This window comes from Clavibacter tessellarius, assembly GCF_001618005.1.
GTDB lineage: Bacteria > Actinomycetota > Actinomycetes > Actinomycetales > Microbacteriaceae > Clavibacter > Clavibacter tessellarius_A.
In genome coordinates this window covers 55,314-82,178 of the sequence record NZ_LQXA01000044.1, presented here as the reverse complement: position 1 = coordinate 82,178, position 26,865 = coordinate 55,314, and the positions used below count along the sequence as shown (strand labels likewise).

Annotated in this window: 24 protein-coding genes and 1 pseudogene; 13 read left to right on the top strand and 12 right to left on the bottom strand. The window is 73.7% G+C overall.

Going from position 1 to position 26,865, the window contains the following annotated elements:
• Positions 1 to 4 precede the first annotated feature (4 nt).
• The 3 genes from AWH51_RS11980 to aroQ all read left to right on the top strand — a co-directional run bounded on the left by AWH51_RS11980 (position 5) and on the right by aroQ (position 2,734).
• Entirely contained in the window at positions 5 to 1,294 is a 1,290-nt protein-coding gene (locus AWH51_RS11980; protein WP_254654565.1) for an ROK family protein, read from the top strand.
• A complete protein-coding gene (locus AWH51_RS11975; RefSeq protein WP_254654563.1) occupies positions 1,291 to 1,956 on the top strand; it encodes an HAD family hydrolase in 666 nt (221 codons plus the stop codon). The genes AWH51_RS11980 and AWH51_RS11975 overlap by 4 nt, the downstream gene beginning before the upstream one ends.
• A 187-nt stretch (positions 1,957 to 2,143) precedes the next feature.
• A complete protein-coding gene (aroQ, locus tag AWH51_RS11970) occupies positions 2,144 to 2,734 on the top strand; it encodes a gamma subclass chorismate mutase AroQ (RefSeq protein ID WP_063072289.1) in 591 nt (196 codons plus the stop codon).
• 122 nt (positions 2,735 to 2,856) lie between these two features.
• Here the strand turns inward: aroQ and AWH51_RS11965 are convergent, their stop codons facing one another.
• The 4 genes from AWH51_RS11965 to AWH51_RS11950 form a co-directional block, all read right to left on the bottom strand.
• On the bottom strand, positions 2,857 to 3,348 hold the full coding sequence (locus AWH51_RS11965; RefSeq protein WP_063072288.1) for an FBP domain-containing protein: 492 nt from the start codon (positions 3,346 to 3,348) through the stop codon (positions 2,857 to 2,859).
• A 236-nt stretch (positions 3,349 to 3,584) separates the two neighbouring features.
• Positions 3,585 to 4,034 (bottom strand): MSMEG_6728 family protein, encoded by a 450-nt coding sequence (locus tag AWH51_RS11960; protein WP_063072287.1) that lies wholly within the window; start codon positions 4,032 to 4,034, stop codon positions 3,585 to 3,587.
• 47 nt (positions 4,035 to 4,081) lie between these two features.
• Entirely contained in the window at positions 4,082 to 4,891 is an 810-nt protein-coding gene (locus AWH51_RS11955; protein ID WP_063072286.1) for a GNAT family N-acetyltransferase, read from the bottom strand.
• Between the two features lie 57 nt (positions 4,892 to 4,948).
• Positions 4,949 to 6,628 (bottom strand): hypothetical protein, encoded by a 1,680-nt coding sequence (locus AWH51_RS11950; protein WP_063072285.1) that lies wholly within the window; start codon positions 6,626 to 6,628, stop codon positions 4,949 to 4,951.
• A 200-nt stretch (positions 6,629 to 6,828) separates the two neighbouring features.
• Between AWH51_RS11950 and AWH51_RS11945 the strand changes: the two genes are divergently transcribed.
• The gene (locus tag AWH51_RS11945; RefSeq protein WP_081235101.1) at positions 6,829 to 7,869 is read left to right on the top strand and encodes a LacI family DNA-binding transcriptional regulator; all 1,041 of its coding nucleotides are present in this window, start codon (positions 6,829 to 6,831) and stop codon (positions 7,867 to 7,869) included.
• Between the two features lie 48 nt (positions 7,870 to 7,917).
• Here AWH51_RS11945 and AWH51_RS11940 read toward each other — a convergent pair whose 3' ends face one another.
• A complete protein-coding gene (locus AWH51_RS11940) occupies positions 7,918 to 8,919 on the bottom strand; it encodes a LacI family DNA-binding transcriptional regulator (protein WP_063072283.1) in 1,002 nt (333 codons plus the stop codon).
• 230 nt (positions 8,920 to 9,149) lie between these two features.
• Here AWH51_RS11940 and AWH51_RS11935 point away from each other — a divergent pair, with 230 nt between their 5' ends.
• From AWH51_RS11935 to AWH51_RS11925, 3 genes are all read left to right on the top strand, one after another.
• Positions 9,150 to 10,421 carry an ABC transporter substrate-binding protein gene (locus AWH51_RS11935; protein WP_063072282.1) on the top strand — a complete coding sequence of 424 codons (1,272 nt, stop codon included), beginning with the start codon at positions 9,150 to 9,152 and terminating at the stop codon, positions 10,419 to 10,421.
• 67 nt (positions 10,422 to 10,488) lie between these two features.
• Positions 10,489 to 11,490, top strand: a complete 1,002-nt coding sequence (locus tag AWH51_RS11930; protein ID WP_063072281.1) for a carbohydrate ABC transporter permease — start codon at positions 10,489 to 10,491, stop codon at positions 11,488 to 11,490.
• The gene (locus AWH51_RS11925; RefSeq protein WP_081235097.1) at positions 11,490 to 12,395 is read left to right on the top strand and encodes a carbohydrate ABC transporter permease; all 906 of its coding nucleotides are present in this window, start codon (positions 11,490 to 11,492) and stop codon (positions 12,393 to 12,395) included. The genes AWH51_RS11930 and AWH51_RS11925 overlap by 1 nt, the downstream gene beginning before the upstream one ends.
• A gap of 84 nt (positions 12,396 to 12,479) precedes the next feature.
• Here AWH51_RS11925 and AWH51_RS11920 read toward each other — a convergent pair whose 3' ends face one another.
• The 3 genes from AWH51_RS11920 to AWH51_RS11910 form a co-directional block, all read right to left on the bottom strand.
• A complete protein-coding gene (locus AWH51_RS11920; RefSeq protein ID WP_254654562.1) occupies positions 12,480 to 13,742 on the bottom strand; it encodes a glycoside hydrolase family 27 protein in 1,263 nt (420 codons plus the stop codon).
• Entirely contained in the window at positions 13,739 to 15,256 is a 1,518-nt protein-coding gene (locus AWH51_RS11915) for an alpha-N-arabinofuranosidase (protein ID WP_063072280.1), read from the bottom strand. Before AWH51_RS11915 ends, AWH51_RS11920 begins: the two co-directional genes overlap by 4 nt.
• Positions 15,257 to 15,330: 74 nt before the next feature.
• Positions 15,331 to 17,826: a glycosyl hydrolase family 95 catalytic domain-containing protein gene (locus AWH51_RS11910; protein ID WP_063072279.1), complete on the bottom strand. Its 2,496-nt coding sequence runs from the start codon at positions 17,824 to 17,826 to the stop codon at positions 15,331 to 15,333.
• A 159-nt stretch (positions 17,827 to 17,985) separates the two neighbouring features.
• Here AWH51_RS11910 and AWH51_RS11905 point away from each other — a divergent pair, with 159 nt between their 5' ends.
• Positions 17,986 to 18,561, top strand: coding sequence for an AAA family ATPase (locus AWH51_RS11905; RefSeq protein WP_063072278.1), 576 nt, complete (start codon positions 17,986 to 17,988; stop codon positions 18,559 to 18,561).
• Between the two features lie 222 nt (positions 18,562 to 18,783).
• Positions 18,784 to 19,158: a PH domain-containing protein gene (locus tag AWH51_RS11900; protein WP_063072277.1), complete on the top strand. Its 375-nt coding sequence runs from the start codon at positions 18,784 to 18,786 to the stop codon at positions 19,156 to 19,158.
• Positions 19,159 to 19,232: 74 nt separating this feature from the next.
• Here AWH51_RS11900 and AWH51_RS11895 read toward each other — a convergent pair whose 3' ends face one another.
• Together AWH51_RS11895 and AWH51_RS11890 are read right to left on the bottom strand one after the other, a co-directional pair.
• A complete protein-coding gene (locus tag AWH51_RS11895; RefSeq protein WP_063072276.1) occupies positions 19,233 to 20,144 on the bottom strand; it encodes an alpha/beta hydrolase in 912 nt (303 codons plus the stop codon).
• A gap of 294 nt (positions 20,145 to 20,438) precedes the next feature.
• Positions 20,439 to 21,131 carry a YceI family protein gene (locus AWH51_RS11890; protein WP_063072275.1) on the bottom strand — a complete coding sequence of 231 codons (693 nt, stop codon included), beginning with the start codon at positions 21,129 to 21,131 and terminating at the stop codon, positions 20,439 to 20,441.
• Positions 21,132 to 21,281: 150 nt separating this feature from the next.
• Between AWH51_RS11890 and AWH51_RS16505 the strand changes: the two are divergent.
• From AWH51_RS16505 to AWH51_RS11870, 4 genes and pseudogenes are all read left to right on the top strand, one after another.
• A pseudogene (locus AWH51_RS16505) lies at positions 21,282 to 21,434 on the top strand (NADP-dependent oxidoreductase); the annotation flags it as partial.
• Positions 21,435 to 21,867: 433 nt separating this feature from the next.
• Positions 21,868 to 22,374 (top strand): sigma-70 family RNA polymerase sigma factor, encoded by a 507-nt coding sequence (locus tag AWH51_RS11880; RefSeq protein WP_063072273.1) that lies wholly within the window; start codon positions 21,868 to 21,870, stop codon positions 22,372 to 22,374.
• Positions 22,371 to 23,240, top strand: coding sequence for an anti-sigma factor family protein (locus AWH51_RS11875; protein WP_063072272.1), 870 nt, complete (start codon positions 22,371 to 22,373; stop codon positions 23,238 to 23,240). Before AWH51_RS11880 ends, AWH51_RS11875 begins: the two co-directional genes overlap by 4 nt.
• Before the next feature lie 88 nt (positions 23,241 to 23,328).
• Entirely contained in the window at positions 23,329 to 24,696 is a 1,368-nt protein-coding gene (locus AWH51_RS11870; RefSeq protein WP_063072271.1) for an MFS transporter, read from the top strand.
• 213 nt (positions 24,697 to 24,909) lie between these two features.
• Here the strand turns inward: AWH51_RS11870 and AWH51_RS16070 are convergent, their stop codons facing one another.
• Positions 24,910 to 25,746 (bottom strand): hypothetical protein, encoded by an 837-nt coding sequence (locus AWH51_RS16070; RefSeq protein ID WP_131798135.1) that lies wholly within the window; start codon positions 25,744 to 25,746, stop codon positions 24,910 to 24,912.
• Positions 25,747 to 26,344: 598 nt separating this feature from the next.
• Positions 26,345 to 26,845, bottom strand: coding sequence for a tetratricopeptide repeat protein (locus tag AWH51_RS11860; RefSeq protein ID WP_063072269.1), 501 nt, complete (start codon positions 26,843 to 26,845; stop codon positions 26,345 to 26,347).
• Between the last annotated feature and the right edge of the window lie 20 nt (positions 26,846 to 26,865).

Below are 26,865 nucleotides of genomic sequence, written 5' to 3'. Positions count from 1 at the left end.
CGCCGTGCCCGCCCGCGCCGTGCCGCTCGCGCCGGATCCGCGGGCCCGCGACATCCCGCCCGCCGGCGACGCCCGCTCCCGCGGCACCACGCCCGACCACGTGCGCCGCTCCAACCTCGCGACCGTGCTGCAGATCGTGCACGAGACCGGCCCCGCGTCGCGCTCCGAGCTGACGCGCGAGACCGGCCTCAACCGCTCGACCATCGCCGCGCTCGTGGGCGAGCTGCAGGACCTCGGCCTCGTCGTGGAGTCGGAGCCGCCCGGCACCAACCGCGTCGGCCGGCCGAGCCCCATCGTCTCCGCGGATCCGCGCGTCGTCGTCTTCGCGGTGAACCCCGAGATCGACGCCGTGACCGTGGGCCTCGTGGGGCTCGACGGCGTCGTGCAGCGCCGCGTCCGCCGCGACACCTGTGGGATCCCCACGGCCGCGCAGGCCGCGACGCTCGCGAGCGCGATCATCGCCGAGCTGCGCGCCGACCTCCGCGCCACCCGACCCGACGCGCGCGTGCTCGGCATCGGCGTCGCGGTCCCCGGCCTGGTCCGCTTCGACGGCGGCCTCGTGCGCCTCGCGCCGCACCTCGGCTGGGTCGACGAGCCGTTCGCCGCGCTGCTCGCGGAGGCCACCGGGCTCCCGGCGCTCGCCGCGAACGACGCGAGCCTCGCGGCCGTGGCCGAGGGGCGCTTCGGATCCGGCCGCGACGTCGACGACCTCGTCTACCTCAACGGCGGCGCGTCGGGCGTCGGCGGCGGCGTGCTCATCGGCCGGCGCCCGTTCGGCGGCGCCGAGGGCTACGGCGGCGAGCTCGGCCACACGCTCGTCGACTCCGGCGGCGAGCTGTGCCACTGCGGCGCCGTCGGCTGCCTCGAGACCACGGTCGGCCAGGACGCGCTGCTCGAGGTCACGGGCCTGCCGCGCGCCCGCGCCGACGAGCTGGGCGACGCGCTCGCGGCCGCCCTCGCGGCGGGCGACGCGGCCGTCACGGCGGAGGTGGAGCGGCAGATCGACAACCTCGCGGTCGCGCTGCGCAACGTCGTCAACATCTTCAACCCGTCGCTCGTGGTGCTCGGCGGGTTCCTCGGGTCGCTGCACGCGGCGGATCCCGACCGCATCCTCGCCCGCGCCACCGCCCAGGCGCTCCCCGGCGCCCGCGAGGCGCTCCGCATCCGCCGCGCCGCCCTCGGCCCCGACCGGCTGATGATCGGCGCGGCCGAGCTGGCCTTCGCGCGCGTGCTCGTGGATCCGTCCGGCGTCGCCCGGGAGGCCGCCGCCGACCCGGAGCGCACCACCGCGTGAGCGTGCCCGCCGCGCCCGTCGACCTGGTGATCCTCGACTGCGACGGCGTGCTCGTCGACAGCGAGGTGCTCGCCGTGGAGGTCGACCGGCGGATCCTCGCCGAGCTCGGCTGGGACATCACGACCGAGGAGGTCGTCGAGCGCTTCGTCGGGAAGTCGCACGCGTCCTTCACCGCCGAGGTCGCCGCGCACCTCGGCCGCGAGCTCGCCGACGACTGGGACGCCCCGTACGCGCACTGGTACACGGAGGCGTTCGAGCAGCACCTGCGGCCGGTCGACGGCATCGTGGACGCGCTCGACCGCATCGCGACGCCGACGTGCGTCGCCTCGAGCGGCGGCTTCCCGAAGATCCGCGCGAACCTCGCCCGCACCGGCCTGCTGCCGCGCTTCGAGGGCCGGCTCTCCAGCGCCACCGAGGTCGTGAATGGCAAGCCCGCGCCCGACCTCTTCCTCCTCGCGGCCGCGCGCATGGGCGCGGATCCGGCGCGCTGCGTCGTCGTGGAGGACAGCCCGTACGGCGTGCAGGGCGCCCGGGCCGCGGGCATGCGCGCGCTCGGCTACGCGGGCGGGCTCACGCCCGCGCACCGCTTGCGCGACGCGGGCGCGACGGTCTTCGACGACATGCGCGACCTGCCGCGGCTGCTGCGCGGGCTCGCGGGCTGACCGGCCGGGCGCGCCCCGGTCCGCTCATCGACCCGCCCGGCCCCACGCACGGCCGCTCCCACGATCCGCCGCCGGGCTGTGGACGCAGCCGTCCGTCCGAGCGCGTCGTGTGCCTAAGCTCACGGCAACCCGACCGACCCGACGCGGCCCCCGGCCCGCACATCCTCCGCAGAACGGATCCCCTCCCATGCCCCACCGCGCCCTGCTCGTGTCGTCCGCCTTCGCCGTCTCCCTCGCCGCCGTGCTCGGCGCCGCCGCGCCCGCGCAGGCATGCCCGCGCGACCCGGCCGAGCAGCAGGCGGTCACCGCCGTGGCGTCCGCCGCGCTCGACCGCCTCGAGATCGCCGACGACGTGGCTGCGTCGAAGTACCTGTCGGGCAAGGCCGTGGCGGACCCCGCGCGCGAGCAGGCCGTCATCGACGCCACCATCGCGGCCGCGAAGGCCGACGGGGTCGACCCGGTGGCGGCCGAGCGCATCATGCGGGCGCAGATCACCGCGAGCAAGCAGGTGCAGTACGCCCTCATCGCCCGCTGGCACGCGCACCCCGACGAGGCGCCCACCACGGCGCCCGACCTGACCACGAGCGTCCGCCCGCGCATCAACGCCGTCGACGCCCGCCTCATCCCGGCCATCGGCGCCGCGCACGACGCGCTCGACGACCAGGCGTGCGGCCACCTCGTGAAGGACGCGCGCGGCGAGCTCGGCCAGGGCCTCGACGACGCGCACCGCAAGGCCTTCCGCACGGCCCTCGCGACGGTCTGCTCCCCGGAGTCCTGACCCGCCACCGACCAGGTCGGGTCCGCTGACCCGCCCACCGACCCGGTCGGGTCCGCTGCCCCGATGCGCTGGCCCGGCCGACCCACCCTCCGCGTGCGCGGGCCGGCGGGCCGCGCGCCGCGTCAGGCCGTCGACGCCACGTCGGCCGCGAACGACGCGACGCGCGTCCGCAGGTCGTCGATGAGCTGCGCGGTCGCCGCCTCGGGGTCGAAGCCGAGGTAGGGGATCGGCCGCGGCTTCCGCACGTTCGCGCTGCACTCGAAGTCGGTGCAGACGAGCGTGCCGATGGTGTTGCCGTTGCGGCCCGCGGATCCGGCCCGGCGCGCGCCGTAGAACACGACCGGCGCGGGCAGGCGCACGTCCTGGCACCACGAGCACTGGGCGCGGGAGCGCGGGGCGGCGCCGGCCTGCTGCAGCAGCACGCCGATCAGCTCGTCGCCGACGGGGACGACGACGATGCCGCGCTGCGGGGCCTTCGGGTCGCGCCAGCCGAGGAAGTCGAGGCGGTCCCAGGCGAGGTCGGCGAAGCCCTCGGGGAGGCGGACGTCGCGCGCCTCGCGCTGGGAGGCGTTCACGAGGGAGGCGCGGATGGCGGATTCGGTCAGGGGGAGCATGGTGGGCCCTTCGGGCGGGGTCGCGGCGGTGCCGCGGGAACGGGTGTCAGGTGACGGCGGCCGGATCCCACGAGGATCCACGGCGTGCCGGGAGCGGCCGGCCCGAGGAGGCGCGGCGACGGTTCCGTGACTACCTGGTGCCGACGGACGTGCCGCCGACGACCTCCCCACGCCCCGCGGGCGTCGCGCTGCTCATGTGGCTCACGAGGCAACGGTACCCCGGGCGGGGGAATGCCTCACCCGCTCGCGACCGGCCAGACGTAGTCGAGGTCGTCGGGATCCTCCGGGAAGGCCGGCCGGTACAGCTCCGGCGCCTTCGCCAGCAGCTTCGAGCGGTGGGAGAGGTGCAGCTCGGGGCGGCCCCACCACGTTGGACGCACGATGCGGCCCTCGGCGTACGCGGCGAGGTCCGCGGGCACCTCGGCGATGACCGCGAGCGTCTTCTCGAAGCACGTGTCCGCGAAGCCGCGCCGCATCCACTCGGCGCACGTCGCCTCCTGGTACTCCATGAGCGCGGGCCGGTACCCGCGCCACATGCGCGTGACCGGGTGGCTCTGCCAGCCGTAGCCGGCGACGGTCACGGCCTTCATCACCTGCAGCGTCTCCACGCGCTGCTTCCCGAGCCGCTTGTCGTCGAGCACGGCCATGCTCGCGTCGAGCTCGGGGTACGGGAGGAACGTCTGCACCCGGCCAGTCAACTCCGGTGGGCGCGGGGTCGGTCGGCGCCCGGAGGTCACCGCGACCAGGCGTACGGCGTGGTCGTGGAGCAGGCGAGGAGGCCGGACCGCTCGAGGATCGGGCGGGAGAAGTCGGTCGAGTCGCTGTGGATCAGGGTGCGGCCCGCCGCGAGGGCCGAGCGCGCGCGAGCGGCCGTGAGCGCGCGGTAGATCCCGCGGCCGCGCCACTCCGGCACGGTCGCGCCGCCCCAGATGCCGGCGAAGTCGGATCCGGGCACGGGCTCGAGCCGGCCCGCGGACACGATCCGGCCCGCGGCCCAGGCGACCCACATCTCCATGCCGTCGTCGAGCCCGAGGCGGCGGATCATCGCGTCGGCCTGGTCGGCGGAGTCCACGTCACCGAAGACCTCGGCCTGCATGGCGCTCATCGCCCGCACGTCGACCTCCGCGGTGATGCGTCGGAGGGTCACGCCCGCGGGCAGCGGCACGTCGACCGCGAGCGCCCGCGCCTCGCCGAGCATGATCGTCTCCCGCTCCTCGGGCACGAAGCCGTTCTCGCGCAGGATCCCGTCGAGCCCGGGCGCGCGGTCGTGGCCGCGCGTCTTCCACTCGACCCCCGTGATCGCCGGGTCCTCGCGGAAGCGCGCGAGCGCCTCGAGGACGAGGTCGCGCAGGCCGGGCTCGTCGAGGTCGCCGAGGTCCCGGTAGGTCACGAAGCCGCGCCCGCCCGGGAACACCGCGAGGCGCAGCGGGCCGAGCTCCCGCACGTCGAGGGCGTTCGGCGTCTCCGCGTCGGTGCGGAGCTGGGCGTCGTAGGCGGCGAGGAGGCGGGCGGCGGATGCGTCGGGTGCGGTGGCGGAGGTCACGCGCCGATCCTGCCGCACCAGGCGGCGATCGCGGGCGGGATCGCACCCGTGCCCGGCTCACGATCGGCGACGCAGCTCCAGCAGCCGCGCGGACGGGCCGCCCGGGGCCGACCGCACCGTGAGGATCCCGCGCACGGCGTCCCACTCGGCGCCGCCGTCCGCGGCCTCGTCCGCGCCGCCGTCCGCGAGGTCCCGCGGGAAGAGGACGGCGACGTCGACGCGGCGGCCCACGAGCGACGGGAAGGAGAGCAGCGCGGCGTCCGCGTCGTCGCCGCGGTCGCCGATCGCGACGACGACCGCCTCCCCGGTGTCGCGGGCCGCGCAGGTCCAGCGCTCGCCGCCCGCGGGGACGCCGCGGGGCCAGAGCGGCACCGAGCGGGCGAGGCCGTCGCGCAGGTCGTCGGCGACCCGGACGGCGTCGGCGGCGAGGGCGCGCTGATCCGGCCGCAGGTCGCCGTCGGCGTCGAGGCGGAGCGCGCCCGCGAGCCCGGCGACGAGCGCGGCGGTCGTCTCCGCGGTGGTCATGCCGGAGCGCAGGTGCACCGGGACCACGGTCTCCTCGGGGAGGGTCGAGAGCGCCGCGGTCGCGACGGCGGTGGCGTCGTGCATCCGGTCGGAGGGGACCGCGCCGGACGCGAGGCGCTCGGCGCGGCGGGCGCGGGTCATGGCCGCGGCGGCGTCCTCGAGGTCGGTGCCCACGGCGACGAGGGCGGACGCGGCCGCGGTGGAGGCGCCGGGGGCCAGGATCTCCGCGCCGGCGGGATCCGCGTGGGCCGGTCGGGAGAGCGCGAGCCGGCAGTCGGCCGTGCCCTCGTGCAGCTGCCAGCGCCAGGGTCCGTCGGCCGCGACCTCCCAGAGCCAGGCGACCTCCTGCCGCTCGGAGAGGAGGGCGGCGACGGGCAGGGCGGCGGCGGCGTGCACGGCGTCCGCGGCGGCACCCGACGCGCGGTCGACGGATCCGCGTCCCGCCTCCGCGCCTCCCGCCTCCGCGCCTCCCGCACGCGGGCACGGCAGCAGCTCGGCGCTCCGCAGGTCGCGCACGGACCAGCGCTCGGCACCCGACGCATCCACCCGGCCCTCGAGGAGCTCCCAGTCGGCGGCCGGATCCGGCACGTCTCCCTTGTCGAGCCGCACGCCGAGCGGCGCGGCCCAGCAGCTGACGGCCTCGACGCGCACGGGTGCGCCGGTGTCGTTCGTGACGACCGCGGTGCTGCGGAGGGCGCCGTCGCGGCCGCGCAGGGTGGCGGTCACGCGGATCCCGGCGGGCGTCGCCTGCACGACCACGAGGGTCGCGCCGTCCGCGGACACGGAGTGCGCGACGTAGCGCAGGTCGGCGCCGACGCCCGCCGCGGCGCCCGGGCCCGCGGCGACCCGCGCGTCGACGAGCGGGACCGGCTCCGCGACGACCGTCTCGACGGATCCCGCCACGAGCCGACCGAGCATGACCGGGCCGTCGGGCGCCCGGCGGAGGTGGAGCTCGAGGCGGCCGCTGCGCCAGACGAGGTCGTCGCGCCGGTCGTCGGGCGCGCTGCCGGGGCGGGCGGCGCGGCCGGCGATGCGGGCGCGGCGGCCGTCGCGCTGCACGGCGGCGGTCGTCCCGCTCGGGGGGACGCGACGGGCGGAGGCGGCGGCACCGGAGGCGGCGGAGGCGCGGCCCCGATCGGCCGGCGGGGTCTCCGCGAGCGCGGGGGAGGTCGCGGATCGCGGACGCAGCTCGATGAGCGGGGTGGCGGTCATCGTCGTCCTCCGGGTGCCGGGCGGATCGCTCCGCAGTTCGTCATCGAACAGTCGTTGCGCAACTCCTACGAGCTCCGCACGGCGTCCCGTCATTGTCCACCCCGACTCGTCGGGCGGCAAGAGGGCGTCGGGTCTCGATCCGGCATCGGGAGCGTGTCAAAGTTGCGCAACTACAACCGCCGCTCGGCTAGGCTCCGCCCATGGACAGCAGAGCGGCCGCGCCCCGGCCGACCATGGCGCAGATCGCCGAGCGGGCCGGCACCACCGTCCCGACCGTCTCGAAGGTGCTCAACGGCGGCACCGACGTCTCCGAGGCGACGCGCGAGCGCGTGATGACCGCCGCCCACGCCCTCGACTACCGCCGCCGGCCGCGCGCCCGCGCGACCGACCCGGATCCGCGCGCCGCCCGCATCGTCGACGTCGTGGTCGGCCACATCGAGGGCAGCTGGATCGGCCCGGTGCTGAGCGCCATCGAGGAGGAGTCGTCCGCGGCGGGCGTCGACCTCGTGCTCACGCGCGCGCGGCCCGACGGCGAGTGGATCCGCCGGCTCCTCCGCCGCCCGTCGCTCGGCGCGATCCTCGTGCTGGTCGACGTCTCCGCCGCGGGCCTGCACACGCTCACGACGGCGGGGATCCCGGTGGTCGTCATCGACCCGAGCACGCGGCCGCCCGCCGAGGTCGCGAGCGTCGGATCCACCAACTGGGAGGGCGGGCGCATGGCGGCCGAGCACCTCATCGCCCAGGGCCACACGCGCATCGGCGTGATCGGCGGCCTCCGCTCGCACCTGTTCGGCAGCGCGCGCATCGACGGCCTGATGACGGCGCTCCGCGCGGCGGGCATCCGGGTGCCGGACGAGCGCATCGCGTTCTGCGACTGGGACCGCGAGAGCGCGCGCTCGGCGGCGGGCGCCATGCTCGCCGCGCGCGACCGGCCGACCGCGTTCTTCGCGTGCTCCGACGTGATGGGCCTCGGCGTCTACGAGGCCGCCGACGACGCGGGGCTGCGGATCCCGGACGACCTCAGCGTGCTCGGCTTCGACGGAGTGCAGGAGTCGGCGTGGGCGATGCCGCCCATGACGACCGTGCGGCAGCCGATCGCCGGGATGGGCGCCACCGCGTTCCACATGCTCGAGCAGGCGCACCGGTCGCCGAGGTCGCGCGCGACGGGGTCGCCGGCGTCGCGGATGGAGCTGGAGACGGAGCTCGTGCTGCGCGGATCCGTGGCGCCGCCGCGTCCCTAGGCCGCCGCGCCCGAGATCGATCTCGCGTGGGTCATCCGGTGACGCGGCTCACGCCGACTCGCGCCGCACGAGCGTCGTCGGGAGCACCGGCTGCCGGTCGATCTCCTGCCCGAGCGATGCGGCGATCACCGTCTCGGCGGCGACGCGGCCCATCTCCTCGAGCGGCTGGCGCACGGTGGTGAGCGGCGGATCCGAGGTCGTCGCGATGATCACGTCGTCGAAGCCCACGACCGAGACGTCGGTGGGGACGCGGCGCCCGGACGCCTGGAGCATGCGGATCGCGCCGACGGCCATGAGGTCGGAGGAGGCGAAGACGCCGTCGATGTCGGGGTGGCGGTGGAGGAGGCGGGCCATGGCCGCCGACCCGCTCTCGAGCGTGAACTCGGCGTGCACGATGGCGCCGTGCTCGATGCCGAGGTCGGTGAGCTCGTCGCGCCATCCGCGGATCCGGTCGCGGGCGGGCTCCATGTCGTGCGGCCCCGCGATGATCCCGAGGTGGCGCCGCCCGGCGTCCGCGAGCGCGCGGGCCGCGAGCCGCCCGCCGCCGTGGTTGTCGGAGTCGACGATGATCGCGTCGTCCGCGAGGGCGCCGCGCGGGCGGCCGACCCAGCCGATGGGCACGGGGGAGTCCGCGAGCGTCGGGGCGAGGTGCGTGATCTCGTGCTGGAGGATCACGACCGCGCCGTCGACCGCGCGCGAGCGGAGGAAGCGCGGGATCCGGTCGGCGTCGTCCTGGTCGGCCGGCAGGAGGACGGGCTGGAGGTCGGCGGCGTGCAGCGCCTTCGCGGCGCCCTTGAGCACCGACGTGAAGAACGTGCCGGTGAGGCTGTCGAGCTCGTTGAACGCGATGATCAGCCCGATCGCGCCGGCCCGGCCGCCGCGCAGCATGCGGGCCGCGCTGTTCGCCTCGTAGCCGAGCTGCTCGGCGGCGTGCACCACGGCGGCGGCCATGCGGGCGTCCACCTTCGTGCCGCCGGAGAGGACGCGCGCGGCGGTCGCGCGGGAGACCCCGGCGGCCTTCGCCACGTCGACGAGCGTGGGGCGCGTCATGCGGCGGCCGCCGTGCTGGTCATGGATCCCTCCCGGATCGGCGCCGCCCCGGGCGCGGAGCCTCCCTGATCCTAGGCGGAGATCGATGTCTGGGGCGCCGGTCTCGTTTGCGCATCGTCGCTTGCAGGAGCTCGGCACGCGAGCTACGGTGACGCCAAGAGATCGTTCTCTCGGCGGGAGCACCGGCGCTCCGACCACGCCGCGCGAATCCCCGACGAAGAGGAATCATCGTGAGAAGAAGCCTGACGGCCGTCATCGCCGCCGCCGCAGTCGCCGTCGCCCTGACCGGATGCTCGTCCGGCGGAGGCGGCGCCGGGTCGGACGACCCGAACGCGGAGGCCTCCTTCTGGTCGTTCACCGGCATCGGCGCCAAGGACGGCGTCGCCGAGTACCAGCAGAAGAAGCCCGACGCGAAGATCAAGCTGACCGAGGTCGGCTCCACCACCGAGACCGCGACGGCGCTCACCGCGGCCCTCGCGGGCGGCAAGGTCCCCGACCTCGTCATGATCCAGAACGACGACCTCCCGCAGTTCGTGGAGAACAGCGCCAACTTCCTCGACCTCCGCACGCTCGGCGGCGACGGCATCGCCGGCGACTACCTGCCGTGGGCGGCGAAGGCGGCCACCGCGGAGGACGGCTCGGTCATCGGCATCCCCACCGACGTCGGCGGCCTCGGCTTCGCGTACCGCGCCGACCTCTTCGAGCAGGCCGGCCTGCCGACCGAGCCCGACGAGGTCGCGGCCATGTGGAAGGACTGGCCGTCGTTCATCGCGATGGGCGAGCAGTACACGAAGGCGACCGGCAAGCCGTTCGTCGACAACATCGAGACGAGCGTCTTCTTCTCCACCGTCAACCAGGTGAGCGAGAAGTACTACTCGCCCGACGGCGAGCTCGTCTACGACAAGAACCCCCAGGTGGAGGACGCGTTCCAGGTCGCGGTCGACGCGCACGACGCCGGCATCAGCGCGGGCATCGCGGCGTGGTCGTCGGGCTGGGCCCCGGGCCGCGCGAACGGCGCGTTCGCCGTCACGGTGGCGCCCTCGTGGATCCTCCAGGGCATCAAGACCGACGCCCCCGACACCGCGGGGGACTGGCGCGTCGCGAGCGTGCCCGGCGTCGGCGGCAACTGGGGCGGCAGCGTCATCGCCATCCCCGCCCGCGCCGAGCACCCGCAGGCGGCCTGGCAGTACATCGAGACGATGATGTCCGGCGAGGCCCAGCAGGAGCACTTCGAGCGCACCGGCACGTTCCCCGCGGCGACCGCCGCGATCGGGAGCGACGCCGTCTCGGCCTACACGGACGACTTCTTCGGCGACTCCCGGATCGGCGAGGTGATGTCGCAGTCGGTGACGGAGTTCCCGTCGTTCTACAACGGACCCGACACGTCGCCCATCAACGCGGCCCTGCTCAACACGCTCGTCGAGCTGGAGTCGGGCAACGTCACCTCCGGCAAGGCGTGGGCCCAGGCGCTCGCCTCGGCCAAGACCGCCATCGGCGGCTGATCCCGTCCCACCCATCCGGCGGCCCGGCGCGCTCACGCTCCGGGCCGCCCTCAGACGGAGGTACCCCATGTCGACGGCGACATCACCCCGCACGAGCACCGAGCCACCCGCACCTCCCGCCCCGCGCCAGCGCCAGCGCCGCGGGAAGGCGCCGGAGGCGAGCACGACCCGGAGGATCCAGCAGTCGCTCTCCGAGCGCATCGCGCCGTACGCCTACGTCGCGCCCTTCTTCATCATCTTCATCGTGTTCGGCCTGTTCCCCCTGGTCTTCACGTTCTACGTCTCGCTGTTCGACTGGAACCCGATCGGCAAGCAGACCTTCGTGGGGCTCGCGAACTTCCAGCAGTTGTTCGCCGACGACCGGTTCTGGAACGCGCTCGTCAACACGTTCGCGATCTTCCTGATATCCACGATCCCGCAGCTGCTCCTCGCGCTCTTCCTCGCGCACCTCTTGAACCACGCCCGGCTCAAGTGGGCGAACTTCTTCCGCATGGCGCTGCTCGTGCCGTACATCACCTCGGTCGCCGCGACCGCGATCGTGTTCGCGCAGATCTTCGACCGCAACTTCGGCCTCATCAACTGGGTGCTCGGGATCTTCGGACTCCCGTCGATCAACTTCATGGCGACCAACCACGGCTCGTGGATCCTCATCTCGGCCATGGTCATGTGGCGCTGGTTCGGCTACAACACGCTGCTCTACCTCGCCGGCCTCCAGGCGCTCCCGCGGGAGATGTTCGAGGCGGCGGCGGTGGACGGCGCGTCCAGCTGGCAGCAGTTCCGGCACCTGACGATCCCCGCGCTCCGCCCGATCATCATCTTCACGGTGATCATGTCGACCATCGGCGGCCTGCAGATCTTCACGGAGCCGCTGCTCGCGGCGCCCGAGTCGGGCCTCACGTGCGGCGCCGGGCGGCAGTGCCAGACGCTCGCGCTGTTCCTCTACGAGCAGGGCTTCGGTCAGTTCAAGTTCGGCTACGGATCCGCCATCGGCGTCGTGCTGTTCGTGATCGTGGTGGTCGTCGCGCTCCTCAACTTCTACCTGTCCACCCGCACCAGGAAGGCGAGCTGATGTCCGACGTGATCGACCAGACCGTGTCACCCGTCGTCGCCGCCCCCGTCACGAAGCGCTCGGCCCTGCCGCGCCGTCGGGGCAAGGGCGGCGGCATCAGCCCGATCGTCTACGTGTTCCTGAGCATCGCCGTGCTGATCTCGGTGTTCCCGCTCTACTACATGCTCGTGGTGGCCTCGGTGGGGGCGACCGCCGTCACCTCCATCCCGCCGCGCCTGTTCCCGGGCACGAACTTCTTCGAGGTCGCGGGCAAGGTGTTCGACACGGTGCCGTTCATGCTGTCGCTGCTCAACAGCGTGCTGGTGTCGACGACCGTCGCCGTGCTCTCCGCGGTGCTCTGCGCCATGGCCGGGTTCGCGTTCGCGAAGCTCACCTTCCCGGGTCGGAACACGCTGTTCCTCATCGTGCTGCTCACCATGACGGTGCCGGCGCAGCTCAGCGTGATCCCGCAGTACCTGATCATCAGCCAGCTCGGCTGGGTCGACACGCTGCAGGCGATCATCGTGCCCGGCCTCGCGAGCGCGTTCGGGATCTTCTGGATGCGGCAGCACATGTCCACCACGGTGAGCGACGAGCTCATCCAGGCGGCCCGCCTCGACGGCGCGAACTCGTGGCAGCTGTTCTGGGGCGTCGCGTTCCCGGTGGTGCGGCCGGCCGCGTTCGTGCTCGGGCTCATCACCTTCACGGGCGTGTGGAACGACTTCATGTGGCCGTTCATCGTGCTGAAGTCGCCGGAGCTGTTCACGGTGCAGATCGCGCTGAAGCAGCTGCAGGCGAACCGGTCGATCGACGTGGCGCTCGCGATGGGCGGCTCGTTCATGGCGACGCTGCCGCTCTTGATCCTGTTCTTCTTCGTGGGGCGGCGGATGATCACGGGGATCATGGACGGGGCGTTCAAGGGCTGAGGCGCGGGCCCGCCATGACGCCGGCCGCCGTCCCCCTCGGGGATCGGCGGCCGGCGTCGTCGTGTCGGTGTCGCGCCGCGCGGATCAGACGAGCCGCAGCAGCCGCACGCCGTGGGCCTCGACCTCGAGCGGGATCCCGCCGTCGACGACCGCGAGCTCCTCGCCCGTCCAGAGGTCGGTGGCGTGCGTCGCGTCCGAGCAGCCGAGGTCGGCCAGGTGCGCGGTCACCCGGAGCGGCGCGTCGCCCAGCTGGAACACCGCGCGCCAGCGGGTGGCGCCCTGCTCGGCCGCCCAGATCACGAGGTCGCCGTCGCGCACGATCTCGCGGCTCGCGTCGCTGCCGAGGAGCGCGAGCACGTCGTCATTGGTGAGGAGCGCGAGCGTGGCGGCGTCGGTGTCGGGCAGGTGCCCGCCGAACATCAGCGGCGAGCGGAGCAGGCACCAGAGCGACACGAGCGTGCGCCGCTCGGCCGGGGTGAAGCGGCTCTGCCGGTCGCCGCCGACGTGGGCGCGGATCCCGATGCGGCCGAGCGGCAGCATGTCGGCGTCCGCCCACCCGCCGGGCCGCTGGTGCGGCGCCCACCGGGCCGCGCGCTGGAACTGCTCGCGGAGGTGCGCCCAGTCGTCCCAGAAGTCGTCCGAGATCCGCCAGAGCTGCGCGGTCTCCCGCAGCAGGTCGAGGTGCTCGAGGCTGAGGCGCTTGCCGGGCGAGAGGCTGAGGGTCATCGGGCGGCCGGACGCGGCGATCGCGCGCGAGATCGCGGTGATCTCCGCGGCCTGGACCGGCGGGTACAGCACGTCGTCGAGCTTCACGTAGTCGACGCCCCACTCGGCGAGCATCGCGAACACGGAGTCGTACCACTCCTGCGCGCCCGGCCTCGTCATGTCGACGCCGTGCATGTCGGGGTTCCAGGGGCAGGGGTTCGCCGGGTCGGCGATGTCGGCGCACGTGGCGTCGGATCCGAGGATCGGCAGCGCCTCCTCGGCCGCGCGCCGGGGCACGCCGCGCATGAGGTGCACGCCGAAGCGGAGGCCCATCGCGTGGATCCGCCGCGCGAGCTCCGCGAACCCGCGCCCGCCCGCCGCCGACGGGAAGCGGCCGACCGCGGGCTGCGGCCGGCCCCACGCGTCGAGCTCGGCGGCGGATCGCTCCCGGTAGTCGTGCGCGCCCGGATCCGGCTCGTACCACTGGATGTCGACGACGACCGTGTCCCAGCCGTGCGGCAGCAGGTGCGCGGCGAGGAAGCGCGCGTTGGCGAGCACCTCCTCCTCGGTCACGGAGCCGCCGAAGCAGTCCCAGCTGTTCCATCCCAGGGGCGGGATGGCCGCGCAGACCGGCGCGGTCACGCCTCGAGCCGCAGCGAGAGGGTCGCGAACGAGTGCGGCGGGAGGGTGAGGCGCACGCCGTCGGCGGTGGTCTCGATCCCCTCGAGGGCGACCGGGTGCACGGCGTCGGCGTCGCCCGGGCGGTTGTGGGCGTCGGGCCGGTCGGCCGTGAGGATGCGGCCCGCGACGTCGACCGCGCGGCCGCCGCGGAACGCGACCACGACCTCCTGCGGCGCATCGAGGTCGACGTTCGTCAGCGACACGAGCACGCGGCCGTCCTTGGCGCTCGCCGACGCGGAGGCCAGCGGGATCTCGCCGCCGTCGACCGCGCGAGCCGGGCCGACGACCGTGGTCGGCAGCGAGGTGGCGTCGTGGTGCCCGCGGTTCATCTCGAACACGTGGTACGTGGGGGTGCGCACCATCTCGCCGCCGTCGGGATCCGTGAGCAGCATCGCCTGCAGCACGTTCACGGTCTGCGCGATGTTCGCCATGCGCAGCCGGTCGGCGAAGGAGTGGAAGACGTCGAAGTGCCAGGCGGCGACCATGGCGTCGCGGATGGTGTTCTGCTGGAACAGGAAGCCCGGGTTCGTGCCCGGCTCGACGTCCCACCAGGTGCCCCACTCGTCGAGCACCATGCCGTACTCCTTGGCGGGGTCGTGCACGTCCATCACCGTGGCGTGCGCGCGGAGCAGCGGCTCGATGCCCTGGGCCGCCACGATGGTGCTCCAGTAGGCCTCCTCGTCGAAGCCCGTGGCGCTGCCCTTCGCCGTCCAGCTGCCGCCGAGCGTGTAGTAGTGGACGGAGATCGACTCCCACGGCACGGACGAGAACGGGTGCGCGTCCATCTCCGGGATCACGCGCATGAGCGTCTCGGTCCACGCGGTGTCCATGGTGTCGGCGCCGGCCGCGACGCGGTGCAGCGGGGTCGCGCCGCCGCTCTCGCAGAACGTGCCGAACTGCCGGGCGAGGTCGGCGTAGGTGACCGAGCGCATGTTGCCGCCGCAGCCCCACGCCTCGTTGCCGAGGCCCCAGAACGGCACGGTCCACGGCTCGTCGCGGCCGTTCGCGCGGCGGAGGTCGGCCATGCGCGACCGCCCCGCGCCCGTCAGGTACTCGACCCAGTCGGACATCTCCTGCACCGTGCCCGAGCCGATGTTGCCCGAGACGTAGGCGTCGGCGCCCAGCAGCTCGCAGAGCGCCATGAACTCGTGCGTGCCGAAGGAGTTGTCCTCGACCGCACCGCCCCAGTGGGTGTTGATGAGCTTCGGCCGCTCCTCGCGCGGGCCCACGCCCTCCCGCCAGTGGTACCGGTCGGCGAAGCAGCCGCCGGGCCAGCGCAGGTTGGGGATGTCGAGGGCCTTGAGCGCCTCGACCACGTCCAGGCGGATCCCGCCCGCGTTCGGCACGGGCGAGTCCTCGCCCACGAAGAACCCGTCGTAGATGCAGCGGCCGAGGTGCTCGGCGAAGTGCCCGTAGAGGTGGCGGCTGATGGTGGCGCCGGGGCGGTCGAGGTCGACGGTGATGGTGGTGGTCACGGATGCTCCTGCGCTGGGGCGGCGACGGTGCCGCTACGAGTCCGGGACCGCGGCCCCGGGGTGAGAGATCGATCTCACAGTACGCTCCGCCCGGCCCATCCGACCTCGACGCGCACGGGTTCCTCGCCGATCACGAGGGGCGAGGCCGCGTCGTGCACCGCGCCGTCGACGCGCACGGTCGCCGACCGCGGCAGCCGGAGCGCCGTGCCGCCCGCGGGCGCGAGCCACGCGGCCGCGGGGAGGCGGCGCAGGACGAGGGTCGCGCCGGCCGGATCCCACGCGAACCGGTCGACCACGACGCCGCCGCGCGCGCGGAGCCCGGTGACGCACCCGCGGGGCCACGCCGCCGGCACCGCGGGCAGCACGGCGAGCGACCCCTCGTCGGATCCGAGCAGCATCGCCGCCACGAGTCCCGGCAGGCCGCCGCTCGCGTCGAGGTTGAAGATCCGGCCGGCGTCGTGCCGGGTCGTGAGCGTCGGGCTCCAGTGGTCGACCGCGAGCCACTCGGCGCACGTCAGCGCGGACTCCGCGTCGCCGAGCGCGGCGGCGGCGCGGCCCACCTGCACCAGGCCGAACGCCATCTCCATCCGTCCGGGCGGGGCGGTCGGATGCTCCGCGCGCCACGCGATCTTGGCCGCCACCGTGCGCGCGGCCGCGGCCCGCAGGCGCACCGCCTCCGCGTCGTCGCCGTGGAACGCCGGATCGGTGCCCGTGCCGACGGGGTGCAGCTGCGACGCGTGGCGGTGCGCGACCTCCTCCGGCCAGCGCGGATCCAGCCACTCGGCGAGCGTGCCGTCGTCGGCCACCCGGTACGGCGGCAGGTCGCGGACCAGCGCGTCCCAGCGCGCGTCGAGCGACGCGTCGCCGCGGGCCTGTCCGAGCAGTGCGGTGGCCCGGGCGGCGTCGCGGAGGATCGCGACGTCCATGGTGGCGTCGGTCGCGGCCGGCACGCGCTCGCCGCGGGGCGTGTTCTCGGGCGAGTAGGAGGGGACGAGGCGGCGCACGCCGTCGACCAGCACGGTCCCCGTCTCGGCGAAGCGCAGCACGCCCTCGACGAGCTCCCACAGCCGGTCGTCGACGATGCCGCGGTCGCCCGTGGCGGAGACGGCGTCGGCGGCGATGCGGAGGATCCAGCCGCCGCAGCCGATCCAGAACGGGTGCGGGTAGTCGGCCGAGAGGTGGTCCGCGCGGCCGTGCGTGGACATGCGCGCGGGCAGCAGCATGCCCTCGGCGCCGAAGACGCGGCGGGCGTTCTCGCGGAAGTCGTCGAGGTGCGGGAGCACCAGCGCGAGGATGCTGCGGGCGAGCTCCGGCGTGCCGGTCGCGACCATGCCGGCCATCGCGCCGTCCTGCACGTTGCCGTTGAGCGTGTAGTCGGCCGACCACGCGGGGCGCCACGTGCCCTGCCAGACGCCCTGCAGCGTGGGCGGCAGCTCGCCCGTGGCGGCGATCACGTTCGCGCGGCCGCTCAGGTAGGCGATCTCCACCACGCGGCGGCGCGCGGCCGGGTCGCCGGCGCGGGCGGCGGACCAGATGGCCTCGGTGTCGGAGCCGGCGTCGGTGTCGGTGTCGTGCTCCGCGGGCGCCGCGCCGTCGAGGTCGAGCGTCGAGGCGCCGACCAGGCGGCCGTGGGAAGCGCGCTGGGCGGCGCGGAGGTCGTCCCAGGTGGGGGCGCATCCGGGCGGGGGCTCGGCGGGTGCCGCCGTCGCGTCGGCCGGGCCGGTGCCCACGGCGAACCGGACCAGCCGCGTGCCGCCCGGTCCGACCCGGAGCGTAGCGCGCGCGGATCCGCCCGCCTCCACCCACGCGACGCCGGCGTCGACCGCCGTCACCGCCCGCACCGCGACGGACCCCTCGCCCGCCTCGGCCGTGAGGACCCCGCGCCCGCCGCCCGCGACGGAGGCGCGCACCGCGGCCGACGCGTCCGGCACGCCCGTGTCGAACGAGGTCGCGTCGCCCGCGCCGAGGCCGAGCTCGATCGCGACATGGCATTCGCGGTCCGACTCGAGCCCGATCCAGAGGGTGTCGCCGCCGGGGCCGCCGGAGCCGACGCCCGAGTCCGCGTCCGTGCCGGCGTCCGCCGCGTCCGCAGGAGCGCCGCCCGCCCGGGCCGCGCCCGCCCGCGGCGCGACCATCCGCACTGCGTGCCGCCCGCCGTCTCGATCAACCCACGCGATCGCGACCTCGCCGCCGACCGGGTCGATGCTCCGCCGCATGCCGACCGCGCCGCCGGGCGTGCGGATCACGAGGGTCGCGCAGATGCCGAGCGGGTCGGTCCAGACGAGGCCGTCGCCGTATCCGTCGTCGCGCGCGGCCGCCTCGAGCTCGGCGCTCGCCGTGTCCGCGTCGCCCGCGAGGAGCGCGCGGCGGATCCCGTCGAGGCGCGGCCGGAGGTCCGGGGCGGCGGGCCGCGGGTTCACCGGCGGGAACCAGCGCTCGTGCGCGAGCGAGACCGTGATCGCGTCGGCCGGGCCGTGCGCCACCGCGCCGATCCGGCCGCTGCCGACGATCACGCCCTCCTCCCACGTGGGCGCCGCGGTCGCGGTCGTGAGGACGGGGTGGGCATCCACGGGGTGCGCGTCGTCGCGCGAGAGCGATCGGATGATCGGCCCCTTCCGGTTCGTCGGCGATTCGTCGCGGGCCGCACCACGCTACCGGCCGGGATGCGCGGCGGGAAGGACGGGGACGGATCCCGGCGGCTCCGCATCCGGCCGCCCTAGGATCGGCGGATGCTCGGACCCCTGCAGCGCCTGGATCCGCCCGCCCGGCGCATCCTCATCGCCGCACCCTCGGGAGCAGGCAAGACCACGCTCGCCCGGCGCATCCAGGAGCGCACGGGCCTCCCGCACACCGAGATGGACGCGCTCTTCCACGGGCCCGGCTGGACCGAGCTGCCCACCTTCCGCGACGACGTCGAGGCGTTCACCTCGTGCGACGCCTGGGTCACCGAGTGGCAGTACACGACGCAGCTCGGGCCGCTGCTGCCGTCCCGCGCGGATACGCTCGTGTGGCTCGACCTGCCGGTCCAGGTGCAGATGGGGCGGCTGATCCGCCGCACGGTCATGCGCCGCTGGCGCCGCGAGCCGCTCTGGCACGACAACGTCGAGCCGCCGATGCGCACGGTGTTCACCGACCCGGACCACATCGTCCGCTGGGGCTGGCGCGGTCGCGCGAAGGTGCGGAAGCGCGTGGTGCACGCGGCCATCGACCACCCGCACCTGCGGATCGTGCGCCTCCGCTCCACCCGCGAGGTCGACCTCTGGTTGCGCGGCCTGCCGCGCTCGGATCAGCCGACGACGGCCTGAGCGCTGATGCCGGTCGGAGCGACGGATGCGACGCCGGTGGGCACGGACCGGTGACCCCCGAGACGCCGTGTCCGTTCTGCGCCCTGCTCGACGGCGCCCCGATGGAGGCGCAGCTCCTGCGCGGGGCGCTCCGCGCGTGACCCGCCGTCCGCGGACGCCGTGGCGAGCGGGCGGCCCGGAATGGGGCCTGCGGGGCGCGCGCCCGGCTGCCACCATCGGAGGATGGACGCCACCGCACCCCTCCTGACCTGGACCCTCGCCGACGAGATCCCCGTGCCCGACGACGTGCACGAGCTGCTCGTGGAGGGGGAGCAGGCGGTCGCCTCGTTCCGCACCTTCCGCGACTCGGCCACCTTCACGACCAAGCGGCTCATCGTGCGCGACGCACAGGGGATCACGGGGAAGAAGGTCGAGCTGTACTCGCTGCCCTACAGCGCGATCAACATGTGGTCGACGGAGAACGCGGGCAGGTTCGACCTGAATGCGGAGCTGGAGCTGTGGACGCGCGCCGGCCACATCAAGGTGAAGCTCGGCAAGGGCGCCGACATCCGGCGCATCGACGGCCTCATCGCCTGGGCCGTGCTGCAGGCGCACTGACCGGAACGCCGAGAGCGGCGTGCGACACGAGGTCGCACGCCGCTCTCATGGGGCCCGGAGGCCGGGGATCGGTCCTACTTGGGGCAGGAGCTGGCGGAGTCGCTGATGGCGGCCGAGATCGGCTGTGCCGGGCAGACGTACGGCTTGTACGCGCTGTTGCCGTCCATGTAGACCTTGAGGAAGTTCGTCACGGCGTCGCGGACGGTGCCGTTCTCCTTGTTGCGGAACGCCAGGTGGTCGGCGCCGCGGAGCTCCAGGTACTGCTTGGCGGTGGTGTTGGGGATGGACTCGTAGGCGGGCTTGCCCATGAACGACGCCGGCGCGGTCTGGTCGGTCTGGCCGGTGATGATCAGGGTCGGGGTGGTGTCGGTGGGGTACGACGGCGAGGCGGTGGGGTGGTACGGGTCGGTGGTGCCGGCCGGGAAGTCGTACGGCATGAGCGCGACGGCGGCCTTGAGGCCGTGCTGCTCCACGGCGGCGTTGAGGGCTCCGCCGCCGGCGAGCGAGTAGCCGACCACGCCGATGTCGGCCGGGTTCACCTGGTCCTTGACCGGGCTGGCGGTGGCGAGGTACTTGGCGGCGGCGAGCATCTCGTAGGAGCGCTGCTGCGGGAGGTCGTAGCCGCCCAGGGTGTTCATGTTCAGCACGATGTAGCCCTCGCCGGCGAGGTCCTTGGCGAGCCAGGCGAGGTCGGACTGGTCGCCCTTGAGGCCCGGGGCGACGACGATCGCGCCGAGGGTCTTCTTGCCCGTGTTCTGCGGGGCGTAGAGGGTGGCGTCGCCGAAGCCGCTGCCGTCCGTGGCGGGGATCGTGTACTGGCTGAGGGGGTACGGAGCGTGGTGGTGGTGGGCGGACGCGCTGTCGGCGGTGCCGGCGTGGGCGGGGGTGGCGGCCTGGGCGGCCGCGGGCACGCCGAGGAGGGCGAGCGTCGTGAGCGCGGCGACGGCCACGGGGCGGGTGCGGAACGCGGAGCGGGTGACGGACATGGTCGTGTCATCTCTCTCTGTGATGGGCAGTGAATGGCGTCTCGGCGGGAAGACCCGCGCCGGACCGCCATGACCTTAAGCGCGGTGATCCTGGGGAACCGCCTGCCCGTCCCCAGGTGCCGCTGCCCGTGGACAGATGCAGCGGAGGACCCGCGGAGGTGCATGGCGACGGGGCCCGGCACGCGCGTCCGGCTGGCCGGCGCACCCGCCCGGGGACGCGGAAAAGGGAGGAGGAGCGCCCCGAACGCGCTCCTCCTCCCCTCGTCTGGGGCGGCCCCGTGGGCCGGTCCGCGACTACTTCGCGGGCGTGGCCTTCACCAGGAACTCCACGGTGCCCTTGTCCTGGACGCTCACGAAGCCGAGGCTGGGGGCCTCGACGCCGTAGTCGGCGAAGGTGACGGGGATGGATCCGCTGACCTGCACGCCGTCGGCGGTGAGCGCGGCCTGCAGCGGCACGGTGACGGTCTGCTTCACGCCGTGCATGGTGAGCTCGCCGGTCGCCTCGACGGTCGCGACCTTGCCGCTCGCGGGCACGGCCGCATCGACCGGCTGCGTGAGCGTGAAGGTCGCGTCGGGGTACTTCGAGACCTCCATGGCGGTGCTGTGGAAGTAGTCGTCGCGGGCGGCCTGGTCGGTGGCGACGGAGCCGACGTCGACCGTGACCGTCGCGGACTTGAGGGTGGAGCCGTCCACCGTGATGGTGCCGGACACCTTCTCGGTCTTGCCGACGACGGTGACGTCGGTGCCGTTCAGCACCTCGGCGACGCGGTAGCCGGCGGTGCTGCCGGCGCCGATCTTCCAGTCGCCCGACAGGTTGCTCGTGTCGAGCGACGAGTCGGCCGGGGCGGCCGAGACGGACGGGGCGGCGGCGGGTGCGCCGACGATCACGTCGCGGTAGAACGCCGGGCCGAACGCGGCGGCGCTGACACCGAGCACGACGACGACGGCTGCGCTCGTGCCGAGGATGATCTTGGTCTTCTTCTGCATGGGGTTCTCCTGATCCGGGTGGTGCGTCTTCGTCCGCCGCGGGATGTTGCGCCGACATGGAGGACGACGGGCCAGCTCCGGATAACGTTCACGCGCTCAGGGGTCTGCCAGGTTCGCGGCTGCGGATGCGGGGAATCCCGCGTCGGGGAGGGCGGCGTCGTGTTCGTGACCGGCGCCGCGGGCGGGGTCGGCTCCCTCGCCGGGCAGATCGCGCGAGCCCGCGGGGCGAGCACGGTGATCGGATCCGCGGGCTCGGCCGCCAAGGCCGCCCGGCTCGTCGACGAGCTCGGCTTCGAGGCGGCCGTGCAGGCTGCCGCCCCGGGCGCGCGGCTCGTGCTGTGCGGCGCGCTGGCCGGACAGGTCGGAGGCGGTCAGGGCGGCACGCCGCGGCTCGCCGTGATGACGGCCTTCGTGAAGCAGCTGGATCCGCCCGTTCTCGACGCACCACACCGCCGAGCAGATCCGGGCGTGGGACGAGAGCTACGCGCGCTGGCTGTGGGAGGGGCGGATCGTGTTCCCGCACACGATCGTCGAGGGCGGGCTGGCGGCGGCACCCGCGGCGTTCGACGACCTCCTCCGCGGGGACTCCCGCGGGAACGTGATCGTGCGGATGTGACGCGGCCCGCCAGGGGTCGACGGGGGCACGCGCGGGTCGATCCACGATCCGCCTGAGATGATTCCCGCACCGCGGTGAACCTTCCGGCCGTCCGTCTCGTCGTGGGAGGAGGAGGTACGGATGACCACGGAGAGCACGGCACGCATGAGGGCGCTGCACGACGCGCACGCCCCCGCGCTCCAGCGCTACGCGCTGCGGCTCACGGGGGACGCGGCGCTCGCCGAGGACGTGGTGCAGGAGGCCCTGCTGCGCGCCTGGCGCTCGCCCGCGATCCTCGCCGAGGAGGACGAGTCGGCCCGCCGCTGGCTCTTCACCGTCGTGCGGAACCTCGTGATCGACGACCGCCGCAGCGCCTGGCGCGGACGCGAGACGCCGACCGACGTGCTGCCGGAGGATCCCGTCGCGGACGCCTCGGACGCCATCATCGACCGCCTGCTCGTCGCCGAGGCGCTCGCGTCGCTCTCCGCGGAGCACCGCCGTGCGGTCGTCAGCTGCTACCACCTCGGACGGACGGTGGCGGAGACGGCGGAACGCGAGGGCGTGCCGCCCGGCACGATCAAGTCCCGCCTCCACTACGCGCTCAAGGCGCTCCGTCTCGCCCTGCAAGAACGAGGAGTCACCCGATGAACGACCGCGCCGACGACATCCACGAGTGGGATGCCGCGTACGTGCTCGGCAGCCTCAGCGCCACCGACCGCGCGCAGTTCGAGGCCCACCTCACGCGCTGCGACGCGTGCACCCGCTCCCTCGCCGACCTGGCCGGGCTGCCCGGCGTGCTGCGCATGCTGCCCGTCGAGGACGCGCTCGCGCTGCTCGACGAGCCGGATCCGGTGGCCGACGCCGCCGACGCCGCCCGTGACGCCGCGCCGTCCGCCGCTGCCGCCGGCTCCACGGCGGCGGGCCCCGCGCCCGTGGTGCCCCTGCCGTCCACCGCGGCGTCCGCGTCGCACCACGTGCCCCGCGGTCGGCGCCCGAGCAGTGGACGGCGGCTCCCCGGATCCCTGTCCCGCCCCGCCCGGCTCACCCGCCGCACGGGAGGCTGGCTTCTCGCCGCGGCCGCCGTCGTGCTCCTCGTGGGCGGTGCGGGCCTCGGCTCCGCGCTCCGTGCCGGCGTGAGCGCGCCCCTCGCGGATCCGACCCCGGTCGCCTCCTCGCCCTCCGGCGACCTCTCCGCGGGCCTGCCCCAAGACGCCGTGAGCATGCGCTCCGACCTCGACGTCGGGGTCACCGCGCAGCTCGCCGTCACCGCCAAGCCCTACGGCACGCGCTTCGACTGGAGCTGCGCCTACGCGGGCGGCGGCGTCGGTCAGGGCTCCTACGACCTCGTCGCCATCGACGACGCCGGCTCCCGCACGGTCGTCGCCACCTGGGGCGCGGGCCAGACGGAGTCGCGGCTGCTCGCGGCCACCTCCAGCCTCCCGATGGACCGGATCCGCTCCGTGCAGATCACGCCCTCCGACTCCGACGTGGTGCTGGCGAGCCGCGACCTCTGATCCACGGCGCCCACCCCTGGCGCGCCGCCGTCGCGGGGCCGTACCCTGGCGTCCCACACCCGAGGAAAATCGAGCGCACGAGGACCCGATGAGCGACCCGGCACCGCACGCCGACCTGCCCGACGCGCCCGCCCTGAGCGCGGCCGACCAGGCCGTCGTCGCCGCGCGCTGGCGGCGCAACGCGACCCTCTTCCTCAGCGGCCAGACCGTCTCGCTGTTCGGCTCGATGCTCGTCCAATACGCGGTCATGTGGTACGTCACCTTCGAGACCCGCTCGGGCCTCGCGGTCGCGCTCTACGCGGTCTGCGCGTTCCTGCCGCAGGGCATCGTCTCGATCTTCGGCGGCACGCTCGCCGACCGGATGAACCGGCGCGTGCTCGTGATCGTCTCCGACAGCAGCATCGCCGTGGTCACGCTCGCGCTCGCGCTGCTGATGATGAACGGCGTCACCGACCTCTGGATCATCCTGCTCGCGGTGGCCGTGCGCTCCGTCGGCGCCGGGTTCCAGACGCCCGCGGTGCAGGCGATGATCCCGCAGATCGTGCCGCCCGAGCAGCTCCTGCGGGTCAACGGCATCTTCGGCACCATCCAGTCGGCCATGGCGCTGCTGGCACCGGCCGCCGCGGGCGCGATCTTCGCCGCCTACGGGCTCGTGCCGCTCTTCTTCGTCGACGCGATCACGGCCGCCATCGGCATCGCCTTCCTGCTGTCCGTGGCCGTGCCGACGCTCGCCTCCATCGCCGACAAGACGTCGAGCTACCGCGAGGACCTCGTCGAGGGGATCCGCTACATCGGCGGCAACCCGGTCGTCCGCTGGCTGCTCGTGGTCTTCGCGATCATCTTCCTGCTCACCGTGGCGCCGTCGTTCATCACGCCGCTGCTCGTGGCCCGCACCTACGGCACCGAGGTGTGGATGGTGACCGTGCTCGAGGTCGCGTTCAGCGTCGGCATGCTCGGCGGCGGCGCGCTCGTGTCGACGGTGTTCGCGAAGTCCGACCGCATGACCCTGATCCTGGTGAGCTGCTTCGGCTTCGCGATCTTCACCGCGGGCCTCGGCCTCAGCCCGAACCTCTGGGTGTTCTACGGCTTCATGTTCGCGATCGGCCTCTTCGTGCCGCTGTTCTCGGCGCCGTTCATGACGCTCGTGCAGGAGACCGTGGCGCCCGAGATGCACGGCCGCGTCTTCAGCTACGTCGGCATCGTCATGGCGCTCGCGACCCCGATCGGCGCGGTCGCGTTCGGCCCGCTCGCCGACGTCTTCAGCGTGCAGGAGCTCCTCGTCGCCGCGGGGATCATCACGGTCGTGGTGATCTCGGTGGCCATCTCCCTGCCGTCGGGCCGCGCGGCGATCCGCCTGGCCCGCGCGAAGAAGGCGGAGGCGGACGCGGGGGACGCCTCGGCTCACGAAGCCTCGACCACTACGGTGGAGCCTCCCCGTACGACCCCGGCTGCCTAGCAATTCCCCAGCGTTGACTCGCAGCTAGGCGGGCCGCGGTGCCGCGTCGCGCCATGGATGTCGTTCTGCGAGAGGCGAGCCGCATCCACGGGCCGAGGCCGATGAGGGGCGCAGCCATCGCGACAATAGCTGCGCCCCCTGGCCATCGAGTGGGGAGAGTCGAGACCACCCCCAGATCGTGTCGAGGTCAGTCAGGCATCCGCCCGTATGCGATCACTGCGTACCGGAGAGCGCAAGCGCATAGCTGACGGGCTCACGTGCGTCACCGGCGTCGCTCGTCAGAACGGTGCCTTCTGCGCCGAAGGTGGTGATTTGATCTTCTCCGCGGTCGTCGGCTCTGGTGTCTACGAACAGGTCGTGGCCTACGTTGCGCAGGCCATCGACGGACGCGACTTCTGCCTCGTGGGCGTCATCCGTGAGAACGAATTGATGAGTCTCAACGGCGCCATCTGCTTTCGGGATGCTGTTTCGGACGGAGATCGCGCGCTGAGAGAAGCTGCTGTTCGACGCCCGGGCGGATGTGACGTAGTCGTCCTCGGATTGGCCGGAGGTGAACAGGAAGGTGTCGGTCGCGTTCGACGCCTTCCAGAGCTGCACACCCTCATGCTGACCGATGGGGACCAGGTCATCCTTCGAGAATCCGTACGTGGAGGCAACATGGGCTAAGGCAGAAGTCGGGACGGCAGGGCCTTCTACATGGTCCTCGATGGCTGTGGAATCGGTATCCGCATCACTGCGGATCCGACCGACATCCAAGGCCGTGGCCCTTGCGTTGAGGCTGGCAGTTTCGCCTGGCGACTTCCACCTGAAAGCACCCTTTCGGTAGTTCCGGGTGTCGTAGATCGTGGCCTCATAGCTCCAAGCGTTCGTAGTGGCTGTACCGAGCCAGACCTGTATGTTGGCCAACCCGGTTATCGTCTGCTCGGTGAATCCGGCCGTGATCCCGGTGCGGCTCTGATAAACCGTCCCTTCTGTGTATGTTGTGTCAGGAGCCGCGCTTCCGTCGAAGAAAGTTGCGGTCGCTGCTTGCGCTGGCGTCGCGACGGTCATCGCCAATGCGGCAGCAGATATAAATGATGCTATCGCGATTCGATTTCTGTTCATCAGATGGTCCCTTTCGTCGGTGGCTCTTCTGGCTGTGAGCTTCGAGGTCCAACTCGCCGAAACCATCACATATCCGAAGAGTGTCCCAGTAACAAATCGAAACACGTCGCCGTGACCACATCTCCGCTGCGACTCAGGGGCAAGATGGAGGCCCGCGATGTGCAGACAATATCCTCGTGGTAGGAAATGACGGGGTGTCGCGTGCGTTGTATCTACACGTGCGGAATTAGGCAGAGGAGTCAGGAGCGATGAGTTGATGGGATTCAATGGACGGCTCTCGGCCGCCCTAGCGGAAGCGCAGGCGCGGCGTCAGCGAGCCGAGAGTGGCCGGGCTTCCGATGACAGCAGGGGTGATCGACCGGATGCCTTCGATGGGCACGCGACCCCGCTGCCGCCGTATGAGAAGGCTGCTGGTAGAAGGCGCTGGTGGCAGAGACGACCGTGAGCGGTCTCCAGCGATGAAGCCGCGATCCGCCTCAAGCCATGCCGAGGCGATGGCGGCGTTCGGGCTCCGCGACGGGCGCGGATCCGCCGATCCCGACGCCTAGCGTTCCCCGGCGCCCGTCGACCGCTCCCCGAGCTCGTCCGCGTACGCCGCCACCGCGCGCCCGTACTCGGGCAGCGTCGGCGCGAGCCGCCGCAGTGCCACGGCCAGCGCCTCCGTCGGACGGCCCGCGTCGTGCAGCGCGAGCGCGAGGAACGCGTCGCGGCCCGGCGCGTGGTCGTCGTCGGGCAGGGCCTCGAGCAGCGCGATCGCCTGGGCGGGCTCGCCCACGTTGCGCAGGGAGCTCGCCAGCTGGATCACGGCGAACGGCAGGTGCGCCGCATCCAGCCCGCCGGCGATCGCCGCACGGTACAGCGGCACGGCCTCCGCCTCGCGGCCCACGAGGTCGTGTGCGCTGGCCAGCTCGTAGAGCGCGCGCGGATCGTCGGCCGGCCGCTCCGCGACCAGGGCCCGCATCCCGGCGACGGTCTCGTCCGCGCGCTCGTCGTCGGCCGTCGCCCAGAAGGCGGCGACCTGGGCGTCCCAGTCGTCGTGGTCCATGCGCCCAGCCTGGCAGGGCG